We start from the raw sequence: 24,202 nt of genomic DNA, 5'->3' as shown, positions 1-24,202 counted from the left end.
ATTGTGGGACGCTGAATTCCGTTCCGTGGGAATGCTCTGGTCATGGCCGCATCTCTGGCGTGATCAGGGAACTTACTCGTCCGGTTCGTCGGGTGTGGAGGACGGATCGTCGCTCGGTTCGTCGGTGGAGGGGTCGTCGTCCTCTTCATCGCCGGGTTCCACCGGTTGAAAGGCCGAACCGTCCCACGCCAGAGTCACAGTGTGGAGATCATCACCGTTACGGACGTCGATGGTGAGGTGTGCGTCGTCGACGGCGACGTCTTCGACCGCGGTTCCCTCGGCTCCCTGCCACGCCCACGCCCGTTGTTGGGGGGAGGAACCGTTGCTGAACAGGCCGACCGCCTGCTGCCCGTTACACGACAGTGTCATAAGGCGATCGGCGTTGCCGTCGCCGGTGACATCGAGGTAGGTGGACTCCCGTACCGCCCAGTTCGCCTCGGATTCGGCGGCGATGGCACCGTTCTCCGCGTCGAACGGCAGTTCGCCGCCCTCGCATCCGGGTTGCGGCCAGCCGTTCAGAGTGAGGACGTCGGTATCGACGTCGGTAGTGGGTTCGGTGCCCGGCTCCTCGGTCATCTCGGCGTTGGGCTCTTCGTTGTCCGGCGGCCACAGGGGCTCTTCGCTGGGAGTGGTGGTTTCAGAGTTTTCGACCACCGGTGGGGTGTCGGCGACCTCCTCCGGTTCTCCCACCGTCTGGGCGACGGCGAAACTGCCCGCGGTCACCAACCCGGCCGTACCGAGCGCGGCACTGATGGACACGATGCGGCGTCGGCGCTGATTGGGAGCGGCATAGAGGATGTCGTTGACATCGGGGGTGGGGAAGAACCTCGCAGTCTCGTCACGATACGACTGGAACGCCTCACGGATCCGGTCGTCGTGGACTTCATTTTCGTTCATGAGTGGTTCCCCCCTTCAAACGTCCGTTGTCTTGTCGGTGTTTTATCGGCCGGTGGTCTCGGATCGTCGCCTAGGAGTCCCGCCAGTTCTTTTCGTCCCCGATGCAGCCATGACTTCACCGTTCCGGCTCTGACGCCGCACACCTCGGCTATATCGGCGACCGACATGTCGCCCATGTAATGCATGACGATGGCTTTCCGTTGCCGGGCACCGACCTTCTGGAGAGCTTCGTGAAGGGCGATGTGATCGGGATTGACGGCCGGAACGCCTTCGGGATCACGTTGTTTCAAGAGAAATCGACGGGCCACCTGATTGCGGCGGTGGCGGTTGGTGGCGAGGTTCCAGGCCACGCGGCGAACCCACGCCAAGGGCTGGTCGTAAACCCCGATCCGGTCCCATCGCTGCCACGCGCGGAGGAACGCCTCCTGCACCATGTCCTGCGCTTCACTGGCATCGCCCAAATACGCGGATACTTGACCGGCCAGATCCGAATAGTGATCCTCGTAAAGGTCAATAAAGTCGGATTCGGTGCGCACGGACACTCCACGGGCTCTTGGGGACGCGACGAACATCGACGGCTGAGTCGTAGTCCCCATTGTCACTGGTGTTGAAAAGTCCTTCACATCTGGGGTGTCGATTGCGGTCTCTCCCACTTGCCGCCTCGGTGGAAAATGCGGTTCAAGCGGGCCTCCTCGGTGTCGTCGGCGGTGCGCCGAGCGCGTCGTATCGTTCTGCCGAACGGGGTCGGCCATCAGGGTCGTGGACATGACACGGTGCTTTCGGAGTTCGGTCGTCGCAGGCGCGGCAGTGTGGAAGTCGAACATTGCCTTCGTTAGCTAAACACCTCACCGACACGCTCGGTTGCACTGGGAAACGGGCGATTCGGACGGCCTCCCTCGGTCGGGTGACTAGGCCGACGTCGGGTATTCGAGAAGCCACGTTACGTGCTCGTCGCCCACTCGCGTCAAGGCAACGGTTGCCGACCGGTCTCCCTGGAGGCGTAGCTCGCGACGCAACTTCTGCGGGTCGATTCCGGTTCCCCGCTGTTTGATCGTCAAGGCGCCGATTCGGCGTTCACGCAGCGCCCGTGCCAGAGACTTGGTTTTGAAGGGCAGTCGCTCGGCGATCCTCCAACAGCGTGCCAGCGGAGTCACAGCGGGGCGGTCGGCGTACAGGTAGGCGATCGAAGGATGCCCGGTCCACGCGTCGCAGGAACGCGCCAGATCGGACACGAGACCGGAACGAATCACCGCTCCGTCGGGCTCGATCAGGAAGTCTCCCGCGCGAGTGGACGTGGGGGCGGTTTCTCCTCCCGTGCCGGACAGCTCGTGCCAGGACGTGCCGTCCCACACCGACGCCCTCCGCGGTGCGGCGGCCGCGTCCCCCACCCAGAGACACGCCTCCACCACCGTGCCGTCGTACGAGACCCACTCCCCCTCGGCGTGGACCGAGTCGATCCAGGCGTGATCGATGCCCGGGCCGACCTTGACCGCGGAGGCGCGCAACGGGGTGAGACGGCGCAACAGTTCGTCCAAGGCGGGGGAATAGTGAGCCGGGTCGAAGCGTCGGCCCACCCCGTCGCGGCGGGCCGGGTCGGCGACGGCGATGTCGTCGAGCGGCACCTCCAAAGCATCGGCCCGCTCGACCGAGATGGAGTGACTCCATCCCAGCGCGGCGGCATTGGCGCGCGTCAACCACGCCGTCTCCGGATCCCACTCCACGGCCCTCACCCGCAGTCCCGCTCGGGCCAGAGCGAGAGATTCCGTGCCCAGTCCCGCGCACAGATCACTGACGGCCGAACGGTCACCGCCGTAGGCCGCCAGTCGTTCGGCTCGTCGCCGTGCGACGGCGGGACGTGTCGCCTGCTCCAAGGTCGCACGGGTGAAGAACATGGATGCGGCGTCCGCTCCGAATTTCGACCGGGCGCGTTCGCGCAGCTGTGCGAGCCCGACGGCCGCGGCCACCACACCGGGATCGGAGTAGTGGCGACGCAACTTCACCGTCGCGTTATGACCGAACTCCCGCCAGGCGCGCTCCGCCCGCTCCTGCAGTTGTGAATCGGCCGCCACGGCCTCCCAACGTTCCACTGCCTCCGACATGCCCCACTCCAGAAATGATTTCTTCGCCACAAAAACTCGCAACAAAGCGCATTGAACTGCGATAATAATTTTACGATTAGCACTCGTGCCACGAGATTGCCAACCGGACTTTCCGGTTTGGCACTCTCGATGTTAGAGTGCTAAGAGAGGTTTTCCGGTACGGAAATCCACCTCTACATTGCCACCGTGGTCTTGCTCCCGCGACGACAAGACCCGCGAACGTGGCGGCATACAATATAGACCTGTCAAGTTTGGAGATCCAAATGAGTGAGGCTGCTATCAAGCCGCTGGGTGACCGCATTGTCGTCCAGACCAACGAAGCGGAAACCACGACGGCTTCCGGCATCGTCATCCCCGACACCGCCAAAGAGAAGCCGCAGGAGGGCACCGTCCTCGCCGTGGGGCCCGGCAACATCGACGAAAAGGGCAACCGCGTCCCCGTCGACGTCAACGTCGGTGACGTCGTCATCTACTCCAAGTACGGAGGCACCGAAGTCAAGTACGCCGGTGACGAGTACCTGATCCTCTCCTCGCGTGACGTTCTCGCCGTCGTCGAGAAGTAAGTCGAAGGACAAGGCCGTGTAACGAAACCACCGCACGGAACCGAACCGGCTGAGGTTTCCGCACACGGCCAGGCCCTACATCGCATGTGGGGCCTTCTTGCCTATCTATCCAAGGAACAAGGAAATGGCTAAAGAACTAACATTCGCAGACAGCGCGCGCGAACACCTCCTCCACGGGGTGGACAAGCTGGCCGACACCGTGAAGGTGACCCTCGGCCCCAAAGGACGCAACGTCGTTCTGGAGAAGTCCTTTGGCGCCCCGGTGATCACCAACGACGGTGTCACCATCGCCAAAGAGATCGAACTGGAAGACGCCGACGACAACCTCGGTACCCAGCTGGTCAAGGAAGTCGCCACCAAAACCAACGACGTCGCCGGAGACGGAACCACGACCGCGACGGTTCTCGCCCAGGTTATGTCGCACCTCGGCATTAAATCCGTCACCGCGGGCGGAAACCCCGTCGCCATTCGCCGTGGCATCGACCAGGCCGCCACTGCAGTGAGCGACGAACTCCTGAAGCGCTCCATCGACATCAACGGACACGAGCACATCCAGCAAGTGGCCGCCATCAGCGCCCAGGACGAAGAAATCGGTGAACTCATCGCCAACGCGATGGACACCGTCGGCACCGACGGCGTCATCTCCATCGAAGACGGCTCCAGCCTGGAAACCGAACTGGACGTCACCGAAGGCATGCAGTTCGACAAGGGATACATCTCCCCGAACTTCATCACCGACCAGGAATCCCGTCAGGCGGTCTTCGAAGACCCCTACATCCTGGTCACCAACAACAAGATCTCGGTGATCGAAGACCTCCTTCCCCTCCTGGAAAAGGTCGTCAACGAATCCAAGCCGCTGATCATCATCGCCGAGGACCTGGAAGGCCAAGCGCTCGCCACCCTGTCGGTCAACGCTCTGCGCGGTACCGTCAAGGTCGCGGCGGTCAAGGCTCCGGCGTTCGGCGACCGCCGCAAGGCCATGCTGGGCGACATCGCGGCTCTGACCGGTGCCGAAGTGATCTCCGACGAGGTCGGCCTCAGCATCAAGCAGGCCGAACTGAACCACTTGGGTTCCGCTCGTCGCGTCACCATCACCAAGGATGACACCACCATCGTGGACGGTGCCGGTGACAAGAGCGTCGTCGACGCTCGCGTGCAGCAGATCAAGACTCAGATCCAGCAGACCGACTCCTCCTGGGACCGCGAGAAACTGGAAGAGCGTCTGGCGAAGCTGTCGGGTGGAGTCGCCGTCCTCAAGGTCGGCGGGGCCACCGAGGTGGAGCAGAAAGAGCGTAAGCACCGCATCGAAGACGCCGTCGCCGCCACCAAGGCCGCGTCGGAGGAAGGCATCATCGCCGGCGGTGGTTCCGCGCTCATCCACGCCGCTCCGGTGCTCGACGGTCTGAAGGTGGACGACAAGGAAGAGCAGCTCGGCATCGACATCGTGCGCGAGGCTCTCGGTGAGCCGGTGCGCCGCATCGCTATGAACGCCGGCCAGAAGGGCGACGTTGTGGCCGCCAAGGTGGCCGAACTTTCCGAGCGTGAAGGTTACAACGCCGCCACCGGTGGATACGGTGACCTCATCGAACAGGGCGTCATCGACCCGGTCAAGGTGACCCGTAACGCGCTGCTCAACGCCTCGTCCATTGTCGGCATGCTGCTCACCACCGAGGTGACGGTCGTCGACAAGCCGGAAGAGGACGAAGCAGACGCCGGACACGGCCACCACCACTAAACTCGGAACGTCGGTCGGCCAGGGGCGTAAACAAACGTTCCGGCCGACCATGACGATTCCCGGTGCACTCCGGTCACCGTGTGGTTTACGGAGCTCGGGCCCGCTCTCTGTTGAGGGCGGGCCCGAGCTCTTTCTGTCGTCGTAAAATCTGTTTCCCGGCCCCGCAAAGGATGACGAACCCAGGTCCGTGCGAGAACCGTCCGGGCCCGTACCCATTGTCAAGCGTCGCTTACCCATCGGCTATCGATACGTTCTCGTCGTGATGTCGTATCATGAACAACCGTGTCATTTTTCATGGCAGCGGCTACGGCCGGTGGATTCGGTCCTCGTGCTCCCGTGGTCGCCTTCCGATAACGCGACTCTCGGATCAGGTATCTCAATGACAGAGACACAACGTAAAAAAATCATCGACCCCGGGGCGATCGGAATATGGGCGTTCGCGCCGATCATCAGTTCGCAGTGGAGTACGGCTCTGGAATCCAACCCGGTCGGCGGGAACCCGAACGAACCCGATACGCGCAGCCGTGCCGTCCCGGTTCACCTCACACCCGTCGACGTTCGGCGGTACGCGTTTCTGAACCCCGAATCGGCCGACGACGTCGCCATCATCGTGAGAATGCGCAGATCGTTCTATGCGGTAACGTCGGTTCTTACGGCGCTGTTTGGTTTCATCATCATGGACACCGTGCCGTGGTTCTTCGAATCGCGTATCTTCGCATTTTTGGCCTTCGTGTTCATACCGAGCTTTGTACTGACCATTGTCAGCTACGTCCGTGATTCGATATTCGAAAACTCGGATCGAAACAACGCCGGCAAGCGAGGAGTACCGCATAAACCGAGCCGTCCCTGGTGGTCACGCGCGTGTCCAAGCGTGTACGACTGGATTCCGGTGGTCGTCGCAATACCGTTCCTCGTCGCCGTCATTGACCCGGCTGTTCTTCCCTGGGCCAAGTAGTGATGTACGCGGAGAGGTGTTCAGTTCGAGTACGATCGCCGAAGGGCGGCCGTAGATGCCCTGAGGCGCGAGCAAAACGGCGTCGCCGTATGTGACCGTAATGTGACGATACGAAACCCGAAAAGGACGGTATGGCTTCCTCCCGATCCCAAACGAGAATGTACGACCCTGGCGCGCTGTTGATCTGGGCGTTCACTCCCATCGCGATGTACGGCTGGAACCTTCATGTGCGAAATGAGACGGAAAGACATGCGAGAGTTCGCAACTCCGGCAAATCGCCGAAACCGGAGAAGATGAGCTTGGTCGAGGTACGTGCCAAAGCCTTTAAAAAGCCGGAAACGCGGGCCGAACTACAGGTTGCCATCTACCTACGTCGAGCGACCTGCATCAGTCTGCTTCTCTACGGGGTGGTCGCGCTGTGCGTCGCCGGATATTTCGTTCCGGTGCCCGACTCCCGGCTGTTTCATCTGTTTCTATTCGCCCTCGCCTCTTTGCTCGTCCTGATGATGGCCTATATCAAGCGGGCGAACAGGTTTGATCGTGCCGCCACAAACGGTTGGCGCACGGACAGTCCCGCAACACGGCCCGACGGCCGTGAGTGGTCTCGGATGGAACCGAGCCATTGGGATTGGGTACCCGTCGTACTGTGCAGTCCACTACTGCTCGGCGTCATCGACCCGAAGATCTTCCCCTGGTCTTAAGGTCGGTGTTTCCGTGTGGCGCGCCATCCGCGCCAGCCGAGGACGCCGATGATCGTGCCCAGCACGAACGATACGACCGCCAGGGTCAAGTGCACCCAGAAATACGACGTGGGATCGCCGGAATCGTCAAAGGCCAGGCCGGAGGCGTCCTGCACCAGGTTTCGCACAAAGGTGATCCACAGGTACCACGACCAGACGCCGAACAGCAGCAGAAAGAGCGATACGGGGCGGCTCATGATCATGCCGCGTCGATCCGAAGACTCCATACGGTAATTGTGCACGTTGCACCCGCCTCGGTGGGTGTGGATCCGCCGGATGTTGTCTTTCGAACCGTCTCAGCACGTGGACCCGCGCGGGCCCGAGTTCTGGTGTATAACCGAACCCATGAGCGACTCGGAGAACGAACTGACCTACAGCTCCTACCTGGCGCTGGATGAGGTCCTCGCTGCGCAGCACCCGCGTAGTGACGAGCATGACGAGATGTTGTTCATCGTCATCCACCAGGTTTACGAGCTGTGGTTCAAGCAGATGTTGCATGAGCTGAACGAAGCGGGACGACGCCTGGACAACGGCGATACACACCATGTCCTACGCACTCTGCGACGTTCTCTGTCGATTCTCAAGGTCGCCGTCGCCAATATCGACGTGCTGGAAACCATGACGCCCACCCAGTTCAACAGCTTCCGTTCCCGGCTGGACTCGTCGTCGGGTTTCCAGTCCGCACAGTTCCGTGAACTGGAAGCCGTTTTGGGGCGTCGCGACCGGAAGGTTCTTGGTTTCTACTCCCCAGACGGGGAGGAGCTCCGACGCATCAACACCGCCTTGACGTCACCGGGTCTGTGGGACCATTTTCTCAACTATTTGAACGCTCACGGCTATCAAGTGCCGGTCCGCGACGACCTTGGCGCCCCGATCGAACCGAATTCGCACGTACAGGACGCTCTAGGTCGCGTCTACGAAGACGACGGCGGTCCCTCACTGGTCACCGAACAGTTGGTCGATCTCGACGAGGGTTTTCAGGAGTGGCGCTATCGCCACGTCATGATGGTGAAACGCACCATCGGTGACAAAACCGGGACGGGTGGTTCCTCCGGAGTGGACTACCTCCGTTCCACCATCTTCAACTCCGCCTTCCCCGACCTTTGGGCGGTGCGCAGTCAACTATGATCGACGCAGCACGCTTGGCCGAACATTACCGCCGGTTTCACGTCTCCGAACGTCTGCTTCTGACCGGGCACTCGCATCAAGCCTGGCCGGACGTGGCGCGCGAGGCGCTCTTGGAGGCCTTCGACGACGCTGCCGCACACGTGGACGACAAATGGGAAGCGGCTTTTGCGAAAGCCGAGCGATTGCGCTCGCATCTCCGCCGGTGGCTCGACGATCCCGAAGGCGAGATCGCGTTCGGAGCCAACACTCACGAACTTCTCATGCGCGTCCTGTCGGCGCTCGATATGAATCGGCGTCCGCATATCGTCACCACCGACACCGAGTTCCATTCGGCGGCCCGGCAACTGGGACGTCTGAACGAGACTGGGGTGGATGTCACCGTCGTTCCGGCCCAACCGGTCGACACCTTGGCGGAGCGACTCGCGGCCGCCTGTGGAGAGAAGACCGCTGCAGTGTACGTCTCCAGCGTGCTGTTTCAGACCTCGCAGATCGTTCCGCATCTCGGTGAGTTGGTGCGGACGGTGTTCGCACGCGGTGTGGAAACGATCATCGACGTCTATCACCATGTCGGGCCCGCCTTGATGTCCGTTCGCGATCAAGGGATCGGCAATGCCTGGATCGTGGGCGGAGGATACAAATATCTACAGTGGGGCGAAGGAGCCTGCTATCTTCGGTTGCCTCCTCACTCGGATCGACTGCGACCGGTCAATACCGGGTGGTATGCGATGTTCGGTCTGCTGGAATCGGAAGGTCGGTCAGGCGAAACGGCGTATGCCGACGGTCATGCCCGGTGGGCGGGTTCGACTTACGATCCCACGAGCCATTATCGCGCCGCGGCCGTCGCCGATTTCTTTACGCGGCAAGGGTTGACTCCGCCCCTTCTTGCGGAGAACTATCGTAGGCAGGTGGGAATCCTGGCCGATACGTTCGATGATCTCGATCTTCCCCGCGCCGTCGTCGAGCGCGACCACGAGGTCGCACTGGACGGTGTGGCGGGCTTCCTGGCGCTACGCAGCCCTCATGCCGTTCAACTGCAGCAGGAGCTTCGCGCCATGGGAATTCTCACCGACGCCCGTGGAGACTTCCTCCGATTCGGGCCCGCGCCGTATTTGAGCGATCAGCAGTTGGTCGAGGCCGTATCCGCCTTGGCTCCGGCAAGCTCGGCGATGTCCCGGTAAAGCGGAGCGACCGAGCTTCATCGTCGCGAACGAGGCTTGCCAACACCCGTCGTTCGGTCCAACGTCACGGTAGTGGGCGCTGTGCTAGGCTCCTACAACGTTGCCCGCGTGGCCACTGCTGTGCCATGCGGCGACGTCTTGCCCGAAAACCCCGATAAGTGCCCATACCCTTCCCTGCGTCGAGCCGAGATTCATCGGTGGCAGGACGTACGAGTAACCGGTGCACAATCATGAGTAAGGGATTTATGGGGGACATGGATCAGCAACGGGTACGCCATTGGCGTACTGACATCGAGGGTCTACGGACGATCGCGGTGGGGCTCGTCATCGCCGCCCACGCCGGTATTTCGCGGCTCGAAGGCGGTTTCATCGGAGTGGACGTCTTCTTCGTCATTTCCGGTTTTCTCATTACCGGCCTGTTGATGAGGCAGTATCAGCAGAAGGGCCGCATCGATCTACGCAGTTTTTACGCCCGTCGGGCCACACGCCTGCTGCCTGCCGCGATGACCGTACTCATCGGAACACTGATCGCCTCGTGGATTTGGTTGGCGCCACTTCGGCTGCGTGACATCGCCGCCGACGCCGTAGCGTCCGCGCTGAATGTCATGAATATCCGCCTTTCGGTCGTCGGTACCGATTACATGAACGCCGACGCTGAACCATCACCTCTGCAGCATTTCTGGTCCCTTGCGGTGGAAGAACAATTCTATCTCGTATGGCCGTTGCTGATCGTGGCCACCGCATGGATCGTTCATCGCCTCTTGCGTCGAGCCACGGCTCACACCGTGACACGAGTCGTCGGCACGATCTTGATCGGAGTCATTGCCGTTTCACTGGCGTTGAGCGCCTTGAACACCGCCGACAATCCGGTCTGGTCCTACTACGGTATTCACACCCGAGCGTGGGAGCTGGCCGCCGGTGCGCTCGTGGCTCTTGTCATTCACCGCGTGCGATTGAACACCACTGTTGCAGCCCTGATCGGTTGGGGTGGTTTGGTAACCATTGCGTACGCCTCCCTGAGCTTCACCGAATCCACCACCTTCCCGGGCCTGGCCGCACTATTGCCCGTACTGGGGACGATAGCCGTCATCGTCTCCGGAACCGCACCCGGCGAATGGGGACCGCAGCCGTTCCTCGAACTCAAACCCATGCAGTACGTCGGTTCGATTTCCTATGGGCTTTACCTTTGGCACTGGCCGATTCTTCTGATCGGCCCCATTGGACTCGGGATCGCCGATTCGACCCGCAATAACCTGGTTTTGATGGTCGGCGCCTTCATTCTGGCGGCCTTGAGTTTCCATCTCATCGAAGACCCCATCCGTAAGCAGCGCTCGCTGATACAGCGGCCGTCGCGTGCCTTGGCCATGGGGTCGGGACTTGCCACGGTGACGCTGGCCGGTGCGTTCGTCATCGTGTCGCAACCGATCGCCGGTACCGAAGAGGTCGACGACAGCGCGATGTCTCTTGAAGCGGCCGTTGAGATCGAAGACGTTCCCGAAGACCTGACACCCTCGATCGAAACGGCCGGAGAGGACAAACCCGACCTCTATGAACGCAGCTGCCTCGTCGGAAAGAAAAAGTCGGAACTGAACGACGACTGTTGGTTCGGAGACTCCGAAGGGGAGACGACGGTGGTCGTGTTCGGAGACTCGCACGCGGCTCAGTGGTTCCCGCCGTTGGAGAACATCGCGCAGCAAAACGACTGGAAACTGCTGGTCGAAACCAAGGCCGGCTGCTCCCCGGCCAAAATAAAGGAACGCAATAAAACCCTGGAACGCGAATACCACGAGTGCACCGAATGGCGCTCCAGTGCGTTGGACCATATTGACGAGATCGAGCCCGACATGACCGTCGTATCCAGTACCGACGACAATGAGATCCTCGAGGACGACCCCGACCAAGCCTGGTTGGACGGCTGGGAGTACACGCACGATCGTCTGATGTCGGCCACCGATGGAAACGTCGTACAGATGGCCTCCACCCCGACGTTCAGCGAAAACATACCCACCTGCCTGTCGGAGAACCTCGACCAGGCGACCCGCTGCGCCTTCGAGCTCGACGAATCCGGCTATGACTTCGACCTTCGGGAAGAGACCCTCCGGCAAAGCGAAGACATGGGCGTCCAGGTCATCGACCCGCTCCCGTGGCTATGTGACGTGGAGTCCCGAGTCTGTCCGGCAATCGTCGGCGACCTCCTCGTATACCGCGACACCAACCACATGACCGCGAAATACGCCGAGTCACTCGAGACGGAACTGGCGGGAGCCCTGCCGTTCCCCAAGCAATGGGACGCCGATCGGAGCTGATCAACCCTCGTCGGAACGGTTGTTGCGGCGAATAATGATCAACAGGATGATACCGGCCAACAGCGAAATGACCGAGATGGCGATCGCCAGGGTATACGGATTTCCGGTATTGATCAATTGGTCGCCGCTCGGAGGGGAATCGCCCGGTGCGTCATCCGGGCGTTCCGCTCCACCCGCGGCGAACGCCGGGGACGAGGGAGAAACGAGAACGAACATCATGGACAACAGGATGCTTCCCAAAGACCACCGGCCTCTGCTGTCACACATGGTGTCCCCAACTCGTTCAACTGCGTTAATATGCCATCTGCGGCAATGATAAACGCGGATACGGAACTTGAACTCCCACGTTATTGAAACGACATAAACCGTTATCGTAATGTATTGACTACTCTAAGATGCATATTTCCAAAGCGGCCCCACCCTAAACATCCGCACCGCAAACCCACCACGACACCCTCCGTCAACAATCCCTCTGCGACACGCCTAGCACTCAACCACGAGAGCCGACGCGCCCAACGGCCCAAGGACTAGTATTTTCCTATGCGGCTGAAAGCATTCACCGACGTATCCTTGCGCATCCTCATCCAACTCGCCTACACCGATCAAAAAAGCCTCACCTCCCGAGAAGTGGCCGAAGCCACCGCGATTCCCTACACCCACGCCGCCAAAGCGGTGGCCATGCTCGGCAGCCACGGGTGGATCGAAACCAAACGAGGACGCGGAGGCGGACTACGCCTCACCGACGCCGGGAGAAACGTCTCCGTCGGCACCATCGTCAGAATGCTCGAAGGAACCGAAGACGTCGCCGGATGCGAAGGCGACACCCCCTGCCCACTACGTCACAACTGCTCCCTGCGCCACGCGCTCGCCGCAGCCCGCGAAGCCTTCATGGCCACCCTCGACCCCATCACCATCGACACCCTCACCCACACCAAAAATTCACCGATAACTCTGACCCTCCCCACCCAACCGGGCACATGACTCAAAAAGAACTTGCGCCCCCAACGTCACCCACCTAGATTGAAACCACACCGACCAAAGGAGGTAGCGATGATTGCGAACGACGCCGAACCCAACCACCGGACCACAGCAACCGGCGATGACACAGCCAATCATCGCCCCGCACACAGGAGACACTCCTTTGAAGAAAACCCGCCGATCAACCCCCGGCGATCCCTTTAGCGCAGCCGAACACGCCCACTACGAATCCCTCCGCACCACCGACATCGCCCTGGAAGGCGACCCCGACCTCCCGCCCGACGGTGCACAACGTTGGAGCACATGGGCCGACACCCCACCAATGCAACGCGGTCCCGAACCCTTGCCTGACTGGGTCATCACCGCCACCGGAGCAGTCGACCACGAACTCGGCGTTCTCAAAACCGGAAAAGAGGCCGACGTGCACCTCATCGAACGAGCCATACCCCACGCCAACGACTCCACCCTCATGGCCTCCAAACGATATCGAACCAGCGACCACTCCCTGTTCCACCGCTCGAACGATTACACCGTCGCCCGAGGCGTCAAGAAATCCCGCGAAAAACGGGCACTGGAACGCAAAAGCCGATTCGGTCGTGAACTGGCGGCCGGGCGCTGGGCCAACGCCGAATTCGCCGCCCTCTGCCTCTGCTACGAGGAAGGAATCGCGGTGCCCTACCCCGTCCAAGTACACGGCCGTGAACTGATCATGGAATACATCGGCGACGAACGCCAATGTGCGCCCCGCCTCGCCGATCTGGCCATGACACCCGAACGCGCCGAAGCACTATGGGAACAAGTCGACGACAACGTCGAACTCCTCGCCCACACCGGGTACGCCCACGGTGACCTGTCCGCCTACAACATCGTCGTCGACGAAAACGATGACATTCTATTCGTGGATCTACCGCAAATCGTCGACGTCTACGCTAATCCGAAGGGGTTCGAATTCCTCAATCGCGATATCGATAATATCGGACGATGGTTTATTTCCAAGGGGCTTGATCCGGAAGCGGTCGAGGAATGTCGCGCTCGCGTCATGGCCGTCGTATAAGTGTTTCTTCGTGGAGCGAGCATGGCCGCCGAGTGCGGTCCATGCTCGCCGAACACTCGGGGATTAACGAAGAGCGCTACGGATATTGAATTCATGTTTATCGTATTGCGTTGTTTCCCTTAGTAACTAATGTAGACGATATAATAATGACTAAATGTAACGTTATATGATTGAGATCAAGTCGTGGGTTGTATTGTGATTCACAACTCGGAATGATGGGTCCATTGGATTTCGAGTTGAGGAGTAACAGTGAACCACAGATTCACCTATGTCACTGGAATAGTAGCGACGGCGACACTTACCGTTGCGCTGAGCGCCTGTGGCGGCGGAGCCACCTCCACCACCACTTCCGGTGGATACACCGTCACGCTGGTCGACGAAGAGAAACTCACCGTCTGCACCAACCTTCCCTACGTTCCCTTCCAATACGAAGAGGACGGCGACATCGTGGGCTTTGATGTGGACCTTATGGACCTTGTGGCCGACGAACTCGGGGTCGAACAGGAAATCGTCGACCTCAAGTTCGACTCCATCGAATCCGGGGCGGCGATGACCGGAGACAAATGCGACCTCGCGGCCGCCGGTATCACCATTACCGACGATCGGAAACCGAACTTGACGTTCTCGGAACCCTACTTCGAGGAGACGCTTGCCTTCCTTACCGCCGACGGCGAGACGATCGATTCGATCGACGAGGTCAAGGAACGCGACCTCACACTCGGCGTGCAGAGTGCCACCACCAGCTTCAACCATGCCGTTGACAATGGAATGGATCCGACCCAGTTCGAAGACTCCGGTAAGCAGCTCCAGGCGCTCCGATCGGGCACCATCGACGTGATCTTGCAGGATGAGCCCGTCATCAATGAATGGATGAGCGACTCCGACAATGCGGACGCCTTCGAGGTCGGCGGCACCGTGGAGACCGGCGAGCAGTACGGTTTCGCGTTCAAGAAAGACGCCGATGAAACGCTCGTCGAGGTCGTCAACGACACCATTTCCGCCGCGCGATCGGACGGCACGTACGACGAACTATACGAGCAGTGGTTCGGAGCCGAATCAGGCGAATCATGAGCACTGAACAATATCGGCTCCACCCCGGGATGAGCCCCCGGAAGAAGCAACGCCTCGGCCAAGCCGTTCAGTACGTGGTACTTGTCGGTTTGGCTCTGGCGCTTGTCTACTTCGCGCAGTGGGATACGATCCGCGAGTCGTTCCTCAACGCGGACATGTTCCCATACCTGTTTCCCGACCTCTTGACGGTTGCATTGGTCAACACCGTCGTATATACGTTGTCGGGATACACGGTCGGGTTCGTGCTCGGGCTGATTCTAGCGGTCATGCAGATGTCGTCGGTGGCGGTCAATCGTTGGCTCGCCATGACGTATGTCGAGATCTTCCGTGGTCTGCCCGCCATCATCGTATTTCTCCTGCTTGCCTTCGGTCTTCCCACCGCGTTCCCCGGGTTCGCGTTTCCGTTCGGGACTTACGGAACCGTAGCGGTGGGGCTCGGCCTCGTGGCCGCCGCCTACCTGGCCGAAACCTTCCGGGCGGGGATACAGGCAGTGCCCAAGGGACAGGTCGAAGCGGCACGTTCTCTCGGCATGAGCCAAAGCCGGGCGACGATCACCGTGGTTCTGCCCCAGGCCATCCGAATCGTCATCCCGCCCCTGACCAACGAGCTGATCCTGCTGTGCAAGGATTCCTCACTGGTGTACGTCATGGGGGTCACGATGGCCACGTCGGAACTCACCAAGTTCGGTTCGGACCTGGCGACCAAACACGCCAACTCCACTCCATACATCCTGGCCGGCCTTGCCTATCTCCTGATCACCGTGCCGTTGAGCGTCATAGTCCGGCGACTCGAAGCCAAACAACTGAAAGCGCGATGATGCCGACACCTCAAGTAGACATTCAGAGCCTCCACAAACAATTCGGTAAGTTGAAGGTTTTGCAGGGTATCGACCTGACGATTGAGTCGGGCGAGGTGGTCTGCATCATCGGTCCGTCGGGATCGGGTAAGTCCACCCTGCTGCGCTGCGTTAACCTGCTCGAGCCGCCCACTGAGGGACGGATCGTGGTGGACGACTTCGACTTGACCCACCCCGACGCCAACCTCGACCTCGCCAGGCAACAGATCGGTATGGTGTTTCAGCACTTCAACCTGTTCCCACACATGAACGTGTTGCGGAACGTGACGATCGCACAGGAGAAAGTGCTGCGGCGCAATCGGGACAAGGCGGAACAGGTCGCCATGGAACAGCTGGAGAAGGTGGGGGTCGCCGATAAGGCCGACGTCTTTCCTTCGAAGCTGTCGGGCGGTCAGCAACAGCGTGTGGCCATTGCCCGGGCGTTGGCGATGAACCCCGACCTGATGTTGTTTGACGAGCCGACGTCGGCGCTCGACCCCGAATTGGTGGGGGACGTGTTGACCGTGATGCGCCGGTTGGCCGACGACGGCATGACTATGATCGTGGTGACGCACGAGATGACCTTTGCCAAGGAAGTCGCCGACCGTGTGGTGTTCATGGACGAGGGGCGGATTGTGGAGGAAGGAAATCCACTGGATGTTCTGGAACGGCCGTCGACTCAGCGAGCGCGAGACTTCTTGAGCCGAGTGCTGGAGGCGAGGTAGACGGGGTTGGAGCCAGGGCTTCTCCAAGCGGTATCGCTGTTCAAGCGGGTTGCCGAGGCAGGCGGTGCCCACCGTTGCGACATCGATGGAGTCGGTGTGACGTGAGTCGAGGGCCCCGGTTGCAGAGCCGGAAAGCGAACAAGTAAGATATTGGGCGTTGATCCGTTTGGCGAAAGTCATTGCGGGTTGATTTAGGGGTGTGGCGCAATTGGCAGCGCAACGGTCTCCAAAACCGTAGGTTGCAGGTTCGAGTCCTGTCACCCCTGCCACATTTGACCTGCGAAAACAATCGGTATTTAGTACTGGTTTTCGATTTTCAGAATCATCTATTTTAGCTCATTCGTTCGATGCGTTACCTGACCTGCAATTCCGTAAAACCGGTTTTCGGCTGTGTGGAGGCGGTGGGAATACCCCCGTCGATTGTAGACAGTACCTTGTGGTCAGACAGGTGTCCTATAAATAGGCCTCGTCCAGGGGCCCTTCAGGGGCCGCATCGCCTCGATTCAACATGATTTTTTGACCATTGGTCTTGCAACCGTTGGTCGTTTTCTTGTGGTTAAAAGCGACGGAAATCTGCTTGAGGTGTGCACCCACCAGAGGGAGTATGCACTATCCAGTATCAATAAAGAAGTAATTTAAAAGAATCCGTCCACGCGGCTTTTCCACGTGTCGTCGAAACTATCCAACACACGCGAATACACCCGTTCGCAAACCTCCACTGAATTCCCCGCCCACTCGGTAACTTGCCGAGAAGGAACCCCGGCAGTACGACGCAACGACACCCCGACGCCCGCAAATCATACGGACGACGCACACGAGGAGAAACCAACTCCCCGTCACTCAATGCCTCCTCATACGCTCGCATCCACACCTGCCGAAACGCCGCAGAATCGATACGAGTATTCGTGCGCTCGCAGTGGAAGGCCCGAGCGTCTTTGGCAGTGCCGAATCGTTCAATGTGTCTGGTGAGGTAGTCGACCAAACATGGCGAGCTGGGGAGTGTGCGGGATTCGCCTCGGGCCCTATGTTCGGGCACGAGCCGATTGGGACGGAACTCTCCGTGCGGGCCTCTATGCCTGGAAATTGCACCCGGACGGTTTGGGTTCAGAGGCATTGGAGCGCCAGGGACGACATGAGCCGTCTCGAGCTGATAGGCCTGCGTGACACGGCACAAGGAGAGGTTGACCGGCGGTGAGAACGGTGTTCGTCCGTCGTGACGGTCGGGCGTAGTGGATACGTTGGGTGTGACTCGGGCACGGGCAACGGTAGCGAGCAGTTCACGGCTGCAGCCGAGTTGCGGGATCACCTTCAGAGCGTGGACCAGAACTCCTGCTCGGGCAGGAGGAGCCAGAGCCCGTAAACCGCGCAGGCACCGTTGATTAGGAAGAAGACGAACATCCAGAATCCGGCGGGCAGGCGGGTCAGGTTGGCCAGCTGGTCGGCATCCGAGGCGACGTTGCCCGTCCGGCGCGCGGCCTGGCGCTGCCCAGCCAGTTCGAAGACGGCCTTGACCGAGCCGAGGAGGATGACGAACACGGCGATGTATGCGGCGCCGATCTGGACCTCCGCGGACCCGTACCAGGTGGCGGCGAAGGCACCACCACCGACGATGACCAAAGCGAGCGCACCGAACCAGTTGCGGATGAAAATGAGCATGACAGCGGTGATGAGGACGGCGATCCAGAGGAAGGCGACGATGTAGCCGCCGCCGATGAGCGCGGCGGCGCCGAGGCCGAGCAGCGCGGGGGCGGGATAGCCGAAGAACGCGGTCAGGACGGCGCCCGGTCCGGTCGGACGTCCTTTGGTGAAGGTCAGTCCCGAGGTGTCGGAATGCAGTCGGATGCCTGTCAAGCGTCGGCGCGTGAGGACTGCGGTGAGGGCGTGTCCTCCTTCGTGGGCGATGGTGACCAGGTTGCGAACCCAGCGCCATACAGGCTGGTAGAGGACGATGACCGCTGCCGCGCCGAGGCATGCGTAGAGGACCCAGCGGGTGGGCGGGGTGAGCGTCGAGGTCAGTGTGTCGACGAAGTCTGAAACGGCTTCCATGGATCTCGCTTACGGCTCTTGTCGGTAACTGGTCGGCCCGCTCAGCTTAATCGAAGGACCGGACAGTGTCGTGAGCTGCCCGATGGTCGTGGGTTCCATGGATGTGGTCCTGGTCGATTGCCGGAGGCGTGACTCCGGTTTCGTGTGAGGGGAAGTCCGCCGAAATGGTCAGGCCACCGCCAACGCGAGGTTCGACCTGGAGGGTTCCGTTGTGGCTGTGAACGACCGCTTCGGTGATCGAGAGCCCAAGTCCGGATCCGCGTGGACCGGCGACGCGGTCGAGACGGCCGCGGTAGAAGGGTTTGAGAAGGTCGGCGGCCTCCCCGTTGGTGAAGGGCGCACCGGTGTTGGAGACGGTGAGGACCGTCCGGTCGGAGGCGGTAAGGGAGACTTCCACCAGCCCGCCGTCGGGGGAGTTGTGGCGGCCGGCGTTGTCGAGCAGATTGCGTAGGAGCTGTTCGATCATGACCGGATCTCCGGCGACCCGTCCCGGATCGGTGTCGAGCACCCAACGCACCTGCGGATACGCGTCTTCGTACTCTGCGGTGAGGTGTTCGAGCACCGGCTCTAGGTCGACCGATTCGGGTTCGGCTACGGGACGGTCGGACTGGGCGAGTTGGAGCAGGGCGCCTATCAGGCGCTCCTGGCGGTCGCTGACCTGGAGTAGCTTCTCACCAAGCTCTTTCATCTCTGGGGTGGCGGTGGGCCGGTTCATGGCGACTTCGGCCAGCCCGCGGGAGACGGCGACGGGGGTGCGCAGTTCGTGAGAGGCGTTGGCGATGAACCGCTTCTGGTCGTCGAAGGAATCGCGTAGGCGGTCGATCATGGTGTCAAAAGTGTCGGCCAGTTCCTTGACCTCGTTGCCCGGTCCGGAGAGGCCGACCTTCTCGGCCCGTCCGGGGTCGGCTCGCCCGGCGGTGGCCAGGGATCGGGCGGCTCCGGTGACCATTGCGAGCGGCCGCAGTTGTCGTCCGGTGATCCACCATCCGAGGAGGCCGGCGATCAGGCCGGTGACGAGCAGCGCGAGCGCGCCCTGAGTCAGCAGTTCGGTCATGAAGCTGTCCTCGACCAGCCTGGCGACGGTCACGGTTGTGTAGTCCGGGTTCTCTCCGGGGACGGCCTCGGTGGCGGCTTCGGGGAGGGGAGCGGCGTTCTCGGCTTGCTGTGCGGCAACGCTGGTGATGCTCTGCGATTGGATCAGGAGGTAGATGAGGACGATGAGGACCGCCCCGGCCAGGACGAAGAGGCCGCTGTAGAGGGCGGTGAGTCGTGCTCGGAGGCTCCATCCGCTGAGTCGTGGCATCTTCATGCGATGCGGTATCCGAGGCCCGGGACGGTCTCGATCAGGTCGGCGTCGAGTTTGCGACGCAGTTTGTGTAGTGCGATGCGGACGGCGGACGTGAAGGGGTCGGCGTTCTCGTCCCAGACTTTCTCCAGCAGGTGCTCGGAGGAGACCGGTGCGCCTTCGGCGAGCATCAGTTCGCGGAGGAGGCCGTACTCCTTCTTGGAAAGGTTCAGATAGCGCCCTTGGTAGAAAGCCTGGCGGTGGGCCATGTCGAGGGTGACGCCCCGGCGTCGGAGGGTTGGCGGCGCGGCCGGGCGGGAGCGCCGTCCCAGGGCGAAGACCCGCGCGGAGAGCTCTTTGAAGGCAAAGGGTTTGGCCAGGTAATCGTCGGCGCCGATCTCCAGTCCGGCGACGCGGTCGTCGAGTCCGGCCGCGGCGGTGAGCATGAGGATGCGGGCGTTGAATCCGGAGAGCACCACTGAGCGGCACACATCGTCCCCGTGGACGACCGGCAGGTCGCGGTCGAGGACGATCACGTCGTAGTGGTTGGCGCAGGCCTTGTCGAGGGCTGTATCGCCGTCGAGAACGACGTCCACGGCATGATCCTCGCCACGGAGCCACTCGGCGATCGATTCGGCGAGCAATTCCTCGTCTTCCGCGAGAAGAATTTTCATTGTCTTATATCCCCAGGTAATAGTCTATTGAGCTGATCCCGATCCGGGACGGCGGAGCCATTGTTACCAGAGACCCTGTTTCTGCGCCGTTAAGCGAATTGGAAACGGATCAGAAAACCCTCTTCTGCTTTATTGGACGCCGAACGCAATTCGAGAAAGGCAGATCATGCAGAAGACGACACGGACTTCCCTACTGGCCCTCCCCGCCGCCTTGGCGATGGTTCTCGCCGCCTGCGGAGGGGACGGCGAGGGCGACAACGGCGCCGAAGGCATGACCGAGGAGGACAAGCGGGTCAAATACAACGAATGCCTGCGGGAAAACGGAATCGACGTGCAGGACTCGGAAGGCGGCATGGGCTCGGTGACGCTTGACGAGGGTGACATGGAGGCCTTCGGCGAGGCAAAGGAGGCCTGCGAGGAGTTCGAACCCGAGCCCGTTGAAGGCGATCCGCAGTCCGACGAGGAGGCCTATCAGCAGATGCTCGCCTACGCCGAGTGCATGCGGGAGAACGGCGTCGATGACTTCGAGGACCCCGAACCGGGCGGTTCGATGCAGGCCATGCCGCAGGAGATGATGGACGATCCAACATTCCAGGCGGCCATGGAAACCTGCGAGAAGGTCTTCGAGGAATAGGGCACCCATGACCGACAACGAAGAAGAACCACGCCATGTGAAGCCCGCCCGGCACCGTCGCACCAGGCGCTACGTCCTGGCCGCGCTGGGAGGCGTCGCGGCGGCCGGCGGATTGGCCGCGGCCTCCCTGTACCCGCGCTCCGACGAGGGAGCGGCCGAGGAGCGGTCGCTCCCTCCCGAAACCGTCGACGTGACGCGCGAGACGCTCAAGGAAACCCGCACGGAGGAAGGGGACCTCGTCTACGAGCACTCGGCAGTCCTGACGGCCGCCGGTATCGGCACGGTGACCAAGGTGCCGGAACCGGGTACTTCCGTCGAGCAGGGCGGAGAACTGTACCGCGTCGACGATAAGCCGGTGCTGTTGTTCCAAGGCAAGCTGCCCTTCTACCGGGAACTGGGGCCCGGTGACCGGGGCGATGACGTCCGGCAGCTGGAACGAAATCTAACCGAGCTGGGCTACGACGGCTTCGAGGCGGACGATTCCTTCACCTATTACACGGGAACGGCGCTCGCACAGTGGCAGAAGGACAACGGCCTCGACGACTCGGGAACCTTCGATCCCGGCACTGTCGCCGTAGCCGAGAGCGATATCCGAGTCAATGCCGTCGAGGTTGACAAAGGACAGAAGCTCGCCGGCGGCGAAGAGGTACTCACCTACAGCGGCAGAGAACGCAAGGTCATAGTCGAGCTGGCCGAGAACAAGGCCTCCGGTATCGCCGAGGAAGACGAGGTCACCGTTTCGGTACCGGGGAGCGACCCCTTGAAGGGCGTTGTCTCTTCCGTCTCCATGGCCGACACCACCGACCCCGACACCGGAGAGAAGACCACCCGTGTCGAGATCGGTATCGATCTGGACGACCCCTCGGCCGTGACCGACGTCGAAACGGCGGGAGTGGACGTGGACTTCGCCGGCCGAGTGAGGGAGGACGTCCTCACCGTGCCCGTTTCCGCCCTGGTCGTCCTCCCCGGCAACGGCTACGGCGTCGAGGCGGTAAGAGAGGGAAAGGCGGAGTATCTGCCGGTCGAGACCGGGCTGTTCGCCGACGGGAACGTGGAGATCTCCGGAGAGGGCGTCGAAGAGGGCCTCCGAGTCGGAGTCCCGACATGATCGTCGTCGACGAGATCACCAAGACCTACCAGGGGCACGTCCGCGCTCTCGACGGAGTCTCCCTGGCCGTCTCCGAAGGTGAGTTCACCGCTGTCGTCGGCCCCTCCGGTTCGGGAAAGTCCACCATGCTCAACATGCTGGGCACGCTCGACCGACCCGACGAGGGCACGGTCCGGATTCGCGGACTGGACGTCGCGAAGCTCGACGACCGCGCACTGTCGGCCCTGCGTGAACAGTGGATCGGTTTCGTGTTCCAGTCCTTCCACCTCTCGCCACGATTGACGGCGCTCGACAACGTCGCCACCGGCCTCCTCTACTCGGGCCGGCGGCGTCCCGACCGTCGCGGGCTCGCTGCCGAGGCCCTTGACCGCGTCGGCCTAGTCGACCGCAAGGGCTACCTGCCGCATGAACTGTCCGGCGGACAGCGCCAACGTGTCGCCATCGCCCGAGCCGCGGTCGCGCGGCCGCCACTGCTGCTGGCCGACGAGCCGACGGGCAACCTCGACTCGGCGTCCGGAGAGGGCGTGGTCGAACTTCTCCACAACCTCAACGCCGCAGGCACGGCCGTCGTCGTCATCACCCACGACCCGGACCTTGCCGACCGCCTGCCCCGGCAGGTGCGGATGCGGGACGGACGGATCGTGGCCGACAGCGCCGCGACCGCCGAAACCACCGTTGGAAGGGGCGTGGACGTATGAACACCGCGACCCCACCGCGCCCGAAGCGCATGCCCGCCCCGGACGTTATCCGCACCGGTGCCGAGGGCCTCTACACGCGGCCCCTGCGCGCCTTCCTCTCCGCGATAGGCATCGCCATCGGCATAGCCGCCGTCGTCGCGGTCGTGGGCATTTCCGCGTCCTCTAAAGCGGAGGTGGAGCAGCGCCTCCAGACATTGGGCACGAACCTGCTCACCGCCGAGCCCGGTACCAACCTCTTCGGCAAGCCCGGAGTTCTCCCCGCCGACGCGGCGGGAATGGCGAAGCGGCACGGGCTCATCGACGACGCCGCGTCGGTCGGTCAGGCGGTCGGAGCGAAGGCTTACCGCAGTGACAAGATCCCCGAACAGGAGACCAACGGCCTGTCGGTCTACGGCACGGACCTCAACCTGCTCGACGTGATCGGCGGAGATCTCCGCGCCGGCACTTGGCTCAACGAGGCCACCGGATCGTATCCGGCCGTCGTGCTCGGGGCCTCGGCCGCCGACCGCCTCGGCATCGGTGCCGTCCAACCCGACACCAGCGTGGTGATCGACGGAGAGACCTATAGTGTTATCGGGATCCTCGACCGCAACGAACTGGCACCCGAACTGGACGGAGCACTGCTGATGGGCTGGGACTCCGCCGAAGAGGCCTTCGATCTGGAAAGGAACCCCAGCCGCCTGTACGTCGAGGCCGATCCCGACCACGTCGTCGACGTCCGCGACATCCTCGCCGACGCGATCAACCCCTCCGATCCGGTCGGTACGGAAGTCTCCCGCCCCTCCGACGCGCTTGCGGCGCAGGAGGCCACCGACGACGCGCTGACGGCCATGCTCTTGGGACTCGGCGGCGTGTCGCTTCTGGTGGGCGGCGTGGGCGTGGCCAATACGATGGTGATCTCCGTGCTGGAGAGACGGTCCGAAATCGGACTGCGTCGAGCTCTGGGCGCCACCCGAGGCCGAGTCAGGCTCCAGTTCATCACCGAATCCCTGCTCCTCTCCGTTCTCGGAGGGATCGGGGGAGCGGCCCTCGGTGCGGGAGCCACGGCGGCGTTCGCACTGGCGCAGGGATGGCCGATCACGGTGCCGCCGTGGGCGATCGGCGCAGGACTGGGTGCGACCGTCGTGATCGGGGCCTTCGCGGGCTTCTATCCCGCCATGCGGGCGGCGCGACTGCCTCCGACCGAAGCGCTCGCGGCCTCATAGCTTGCGGGGCCGCCGCGAGTTGAGAGGTCTCGCCTATGAGTGCAGGGCCATTTCCGTGGCGCATATCAGGAGTGCCGGTACCGAGGCCCGTCGACGTGAGAATGATCCACGGGCAGTGGAGAGAGCGGGTCAGCGTGACTGTGAATCATGGTGGCGCTGACCCGCTTACCGTGCTGTTCCCTGCCTGACGGACGGAAATATTCGAGTGGCAAGCGGGAACGACGATCCGGATCGCTGCGCCTTCCGGCGCCGGCCGCATTGACGACCAGTTTCATCGTATTGCCCAT

25 protein-coding genes and 1 tRNA gene are annotated in these 24,202 nt (G+C 61.9%); 17 read left to right on the top strand and 9 right to left on the bottom strand.

Annotated elements, in window-relative coordinates:
- Positions 1 to 72 precede the first annotated feature (72 nt).
- The 3 genes from HALAL_RS0102845 to HALAL_RS0102830 all read right to left on the bottom strand — a co-directional run bounded on the left by HALAL_RS0102845 (position 73) and on the right by HALAL_RS0102830 (position 3,026).
- On the bottom strand, positions 73 to 897 hold the full coding sequence (locus HALAL_RS0102845; RefSeq protein ID WP_025272554.1) for a hypothetical protein: 825 nt from the start codon (positions 895 to 897) through the stop codon (positions 73 to 75).
- A complete protein-coding gene (locus HALAL_RS0102840) occupies positions 894 to 1,433 on the bottom strand; it encodes an RNA polymerase sigma factor (RefSeq protein WP_025272553.1) in 540 nt (179 codons plus the stop codon). The genes HALAL_RS0102845 and HALAL_RS0102840 overlap by 4 nt, the downstream gene beginning before the upstream one ends.
- Positions 1,434 to 1,805: 372 nt before the next feature.
- On the bottom strand, positions 1,806 to 3,026 hold the full coding sequence (locus tag HALAL_RS0102830; protein WP_156937571.1) for a class I SAM-dependent methyltransferase: 1,221 nt from the start codon (positions 3,024 to 3,026) through the stop codon (positions 1,806 to 1,808).
- A gap of 233 nt (positions 3,027 to 3,259) precedes the next feature.
- Here HALAL_RS0102830 and groES point away from each other — a divergent pair, with 233 nt between their 5' ends.
- From groES to HALAL_RS0102810, 4 genes are all read left to right on the top strand, one after another.
- Entirely contained in the window at positions 3,260 to 3,559 is a 300-nt protein-coding gene (gene groES / locus HALAL_RS0102825; RefSeq protein ID WP_029767274.1) for a co-chaperone GroES, read from the top strand.
- Positions 3,560 to 3,683: 124 nt separating this feature from the next.
- Positions 3,684 to 5,294 (top strand): chaperonin GroEL, encoded by a 1,611-nt coding sequence (gene groL / locus HALAL_RS0102820; protein ID WP_025272550.1) that lies wholly within the window; start codon positions 3,684 to 3,686, stop codon positions 5,292 to 5,294.
- A gap of 379 nt (positions 5,295 to 5,673) precedes the next feature.
- Positions 5,674 to 6,249 (top strand): hypothetical protein, encoded by a 576-nt coding sequence (locus tag HALAL_RS0102815; RefSeq protein WP_025272549.1) that lies wholly within the window; start codon positions 5,674 to 5,676, stop codon positions 6,247 to 6,249.
- A gap of 131 nt (positions 6,250 to 6,380) precedes the next feature.
- Complete coding sequence (locus HALAL_RS0102810) at positions 6,381 to 6,950, top strand: hypothetical protein (RefSeq protein WP_156937570.1); 570 nt, start codon at positions 6,381 to 6,383, stop codon at positions 6,948 to 6,950.
- Here HALAL_RS0102810 and HALAL_RS0102805 read toward each other — a convergent pair.
- On the bottom strand, positions 6,947 to 7,192 hold the full coding sequence (locus HALAL_RS0102805; RefSeq protein ID WP_025272547.1) for an SCO4848 family membrane protein: 246 nt from the start codon (positions 7,190 to 7,192) through the stop codon (positions 6,947 to 6,949). The genes HALAL_RS0102810 and HALAL_RS0102805 overlap by 4 nt on opposite strands.
- A 142-nt stretch (positions 7,193 to 7,334) precedes the next feature.
- Here HALAL_RS0102805 and HALAL_RS0102800 point away from each other — a divergent pair, with 142 nt between their 5' ends.
- The 3 genes from HALAL_RS0102800 (at position 7,335) to HALAL_RS0102790 (ending at position 11,601) form a co-directional block, all read left to right on the top strand.
- A complete protein-coding gene (locus HALAL_RS0102800) occupies positions 7,335 to 8,117 on the top strand; it encodes a tryptophan 2,3-dioxygenase (protein WP_025272546.1) in 783 nt (260 codons plus the stop codon).
- Positions 8,114 to 9,295 (top strand): aminotransferase class V-fold PLP-dependent enzyme, encoded by a 1,182-nt coding sequence (locus HALAL_RS0102795; protein ID WP_025272545.1) that lies wholly within the window; start codon positions 8,114 to 8,116, stop codon positions 9,293 to 9,295. The genes HALAL_RS0102800 and HALAL_RS0102795 overlap by 4 nt, the downstream gene beginning before the upstream one ends.
- A gap of 230 nt (positions 9,296 to 9,525) precedes the next feature.
- A complete protein-coding gene (locus HALAL_RS0102790) occupies positions 9,526 to 11,601 on the top strand; it encodes an acyltransferase family protein (RefSeq protein ID WP_084471828.1) in 2,076 nt (691 codons plus the stop codon).
- On the opposite strand, the gene HALAL_RS0102785 is transcribed toward HALAL_RS0102790, so the two are convergent.
- A complete protein-coding gene (locus HALAL_RS0102785) occupies positions 11,602 to 11,868 on the bottom strand; it encodes a hypothetical protein (protein ID WP_156937569.1) in 267 nt (88 codons plus the stop codon). It abuts the gene before it with no gap.
- Between the two features lie 273 nt (positions 11,869 to 12,141).
- Between HALAL_RS0102785 and HALAL_RS0102780 the strand changes: the two genes are divergently transcribed.
- The 6 genes from HALAL_RS0102780 to HALAL_RS0102755 all read left to right on the top strand — a co-directional run bounded on the left by HALAL_RS0102780 (position 12,142) and on the right by HALAL_RS0102755 (position 16,534).
- Positions 12,142 to 12,582, top strand: coding sequence for an RrF2 family transcriptional regulator (locus HALAL_RS0102780; RefSeq protein WP_025272542.1), 441 nt, complete (start codon positions 12,142 to 12,144; stop codon positions 12,580 to 12,582).
- Between the two features lie 118 nt (positions 12,583 to 12,700).
- Positions 12,701 to 13,633, top strand: a complete 933-nt coding sequence (locus HALAL_RS0102775; protein ID WP_156937568.1) for a serine protein kinase RIO — start codon at positions 12,701 to 12,703, stop codon at positions 13,631 to 13,633.
- Between the two features lie 249 nt (positions 13,634 to 13,882).
- Positions 13,883 to 14,704, top strand: a complete 822-nt coding sequence (locus HALAL_RS0102770) for a transporter substrate-binding domain-containing protein (protein ID WP_025272540.1) — start codon at positions 13,883 to 13,885, stop codon at positions 14,702 to 14,704.
- The gene (locus HALAL_RS0102765) at positions 14,701 to 15,522 is read left to right on the top strand and encodes an amino acid ABC transporter permease (protein WP_025272539.1); all 822 of its coding nucleotides are present in this window, start codon (positions 14,701 to 14,703) and stop codon (positions 15,520 to 15,522) included. Before HALAL_RS0102770 ends, HALAL_RS0102765 begins: the two co-directional genes overlap by 4 nt.
- Complete coding sequence (locus tag HALAL_RS0102760) at positions 15,522 to 16,265, top strand: amino acid ABC transporter ATP-binding protein (RefSeq protein WP_025272538.1); 744 nt, start codon at positions 15,522 to 15,524, stop codon at positions 16,263 to 16,265. The genes HALAL_RS0102765 and HALAL_RS0102760 overlap by 1 nt, the downstream gene beginning before the upstream one ends.
- 193 nt (positions 16,266 to 16,458) lie before the next feature.
- Positions 16,459 to 16,534, top strand: a tRNA-Trp gene (locus tag HALAL_RS0102755).
- A gap of 1,039 nt (positions 16,535 to 17,573) precedes the next feature.
- On the opposite strand, the gene HALAL_RS0102750 is transcribed toward HALAL_RS0102755, so the two are convergent.
- The 3 genes from HALAL_RS0102750 to HALAL_RS0102740 are packed head-to-tail and all read right to left on the bottom strand — an operon-like array spanning position 17,574 to position 20,270.
- Positions 17,574 to 18,311 (bottom strand): M50 family metallopeptidase, encoded by a 738-nt coding sequence (locus HALAL_RS0102750; RefSeq protein ID WP_025272537.1) that lies wholly within the window; start codon positions 18,309 to 18,311, stop codon positions 17,574 to 17,576.
- 46 nt (positions 18,312 to 18,357) lie between these two features.
- Entirely contained in the window at positions 18,358 to 19,620 is a 1,263-nt protein-coding gene (locus tag HALAL_RS0102745) for a sensor histidine kinase (RefSeq protein WP_051462705.1), read from the bottom strand.
- On the bottom strand, positions 19,617 to 20,270 hold the full coding sequence (locus HALAL_RS0102740; protein WP_025272535.1) for a response regulator transcription factor: 654 nt from the start codon (positions 20,268 to 20,270) through the stop codon (positions 19,617 to 19,619). The genes HALAL_RS0102745 and HALAL_RS0102740 overlap by 4 nt, the downstream gene beginning before the upstream one ends.
- Before the next feature lie 166 nt (positions 20,271 to 20,436).
- Here HALAL_RS0102740 and HALAL_RS0102735 point away from each other — a divergent pair, with 166 nt between their 5' ends.
- From HALAL_RS0102735 to HALAL_RS0102720, 4 genes are read left to right on the top strand one after another with little or no spacing between them, the layout of a single operon-like run.
- The gene (locus HALAL_RS0102735; protein WP_025272534.1) at positions 20,437 to 20,904 is read left to right on the top strand and encodes a hypothetical protein; all 468 of its coding nucleotides are present in this window, start codon (positions 20,437 to 20,439) and stop codon (positions 20,902 to 20,904) included.
- Positions 20,905 to 20,911: 7 nt separating this feature from the next.
- Positions 20,912 to 22,012: a peptidoglycan-binding protein gene (locus HALAL_RS0102730; protein WP_025272533.1), complete on the top strand. Its 1,101-nt coding sequence runs from the start codon at positions 20,912 to 20,914 to the stop codon at positions 22,010 to 22,012.
- On the top strand, positions 22,009 to 22,710 hold the full coding sequence (locus tag HALAL_RS0102725; RefSeq protein ID WP_025272532.1) for an ABC transporter ATP-binding protein: 702 nt from the start codon (positions 22,009 to 22,011) through the stop codon (positions 22,708 to 22,710). The genes HALAL_RS0102730 and HALAL_RS0102725 overlap by 4 nt, the downstream gene beginning before the upstream one ends.
- Positions 22,707 to 23,915 carry an ABC transporter permease gene (locus HALAL_RS0102720; protein WP_025272531.1) on the top strand — a complete coding sequence of 403 codons (1,209 nt, stop codon included), beginning with the start codon at positions 22,707 to 22,709 and terminating at the stop codon, positions 23,913 to 23,915. Before HALAL_RS0102725 ends, HALAL_RS0102720 begins: the two co-directional genes overlap by 4 nt.
- Positions 23,916 to 23,980: 65 nt before the next feature.
- Here the strand turns inward: HALAL_RS0102720 and HALAL_RS0102715 are convergent, their stop codons facing one another.
- Entirely contained in the window at positions 23,981 to 24,202 is a 222-nt protein-coding gene (locus HALAL_RS0102715) for a hypothetical protein (RefSeq protein ID WP_025272530.1), read from the bottom strand.

This window comes from Haloglycomyces albus DSM 45210 (genome assembly GCF_000527155.1).
GTDB classification, from domain to species: Bacteria; Actinomycetota; Actinomycetes; order Mycobacteriales; family Micromonosporaceae; genus Haloglycomyces; species Haloglycomyces albus.
The sequence above is the reverse complement of the archived record's forward strand: the minus strand, read 5'-3'. Positions and strand labels throughout refer to the sequence as shown.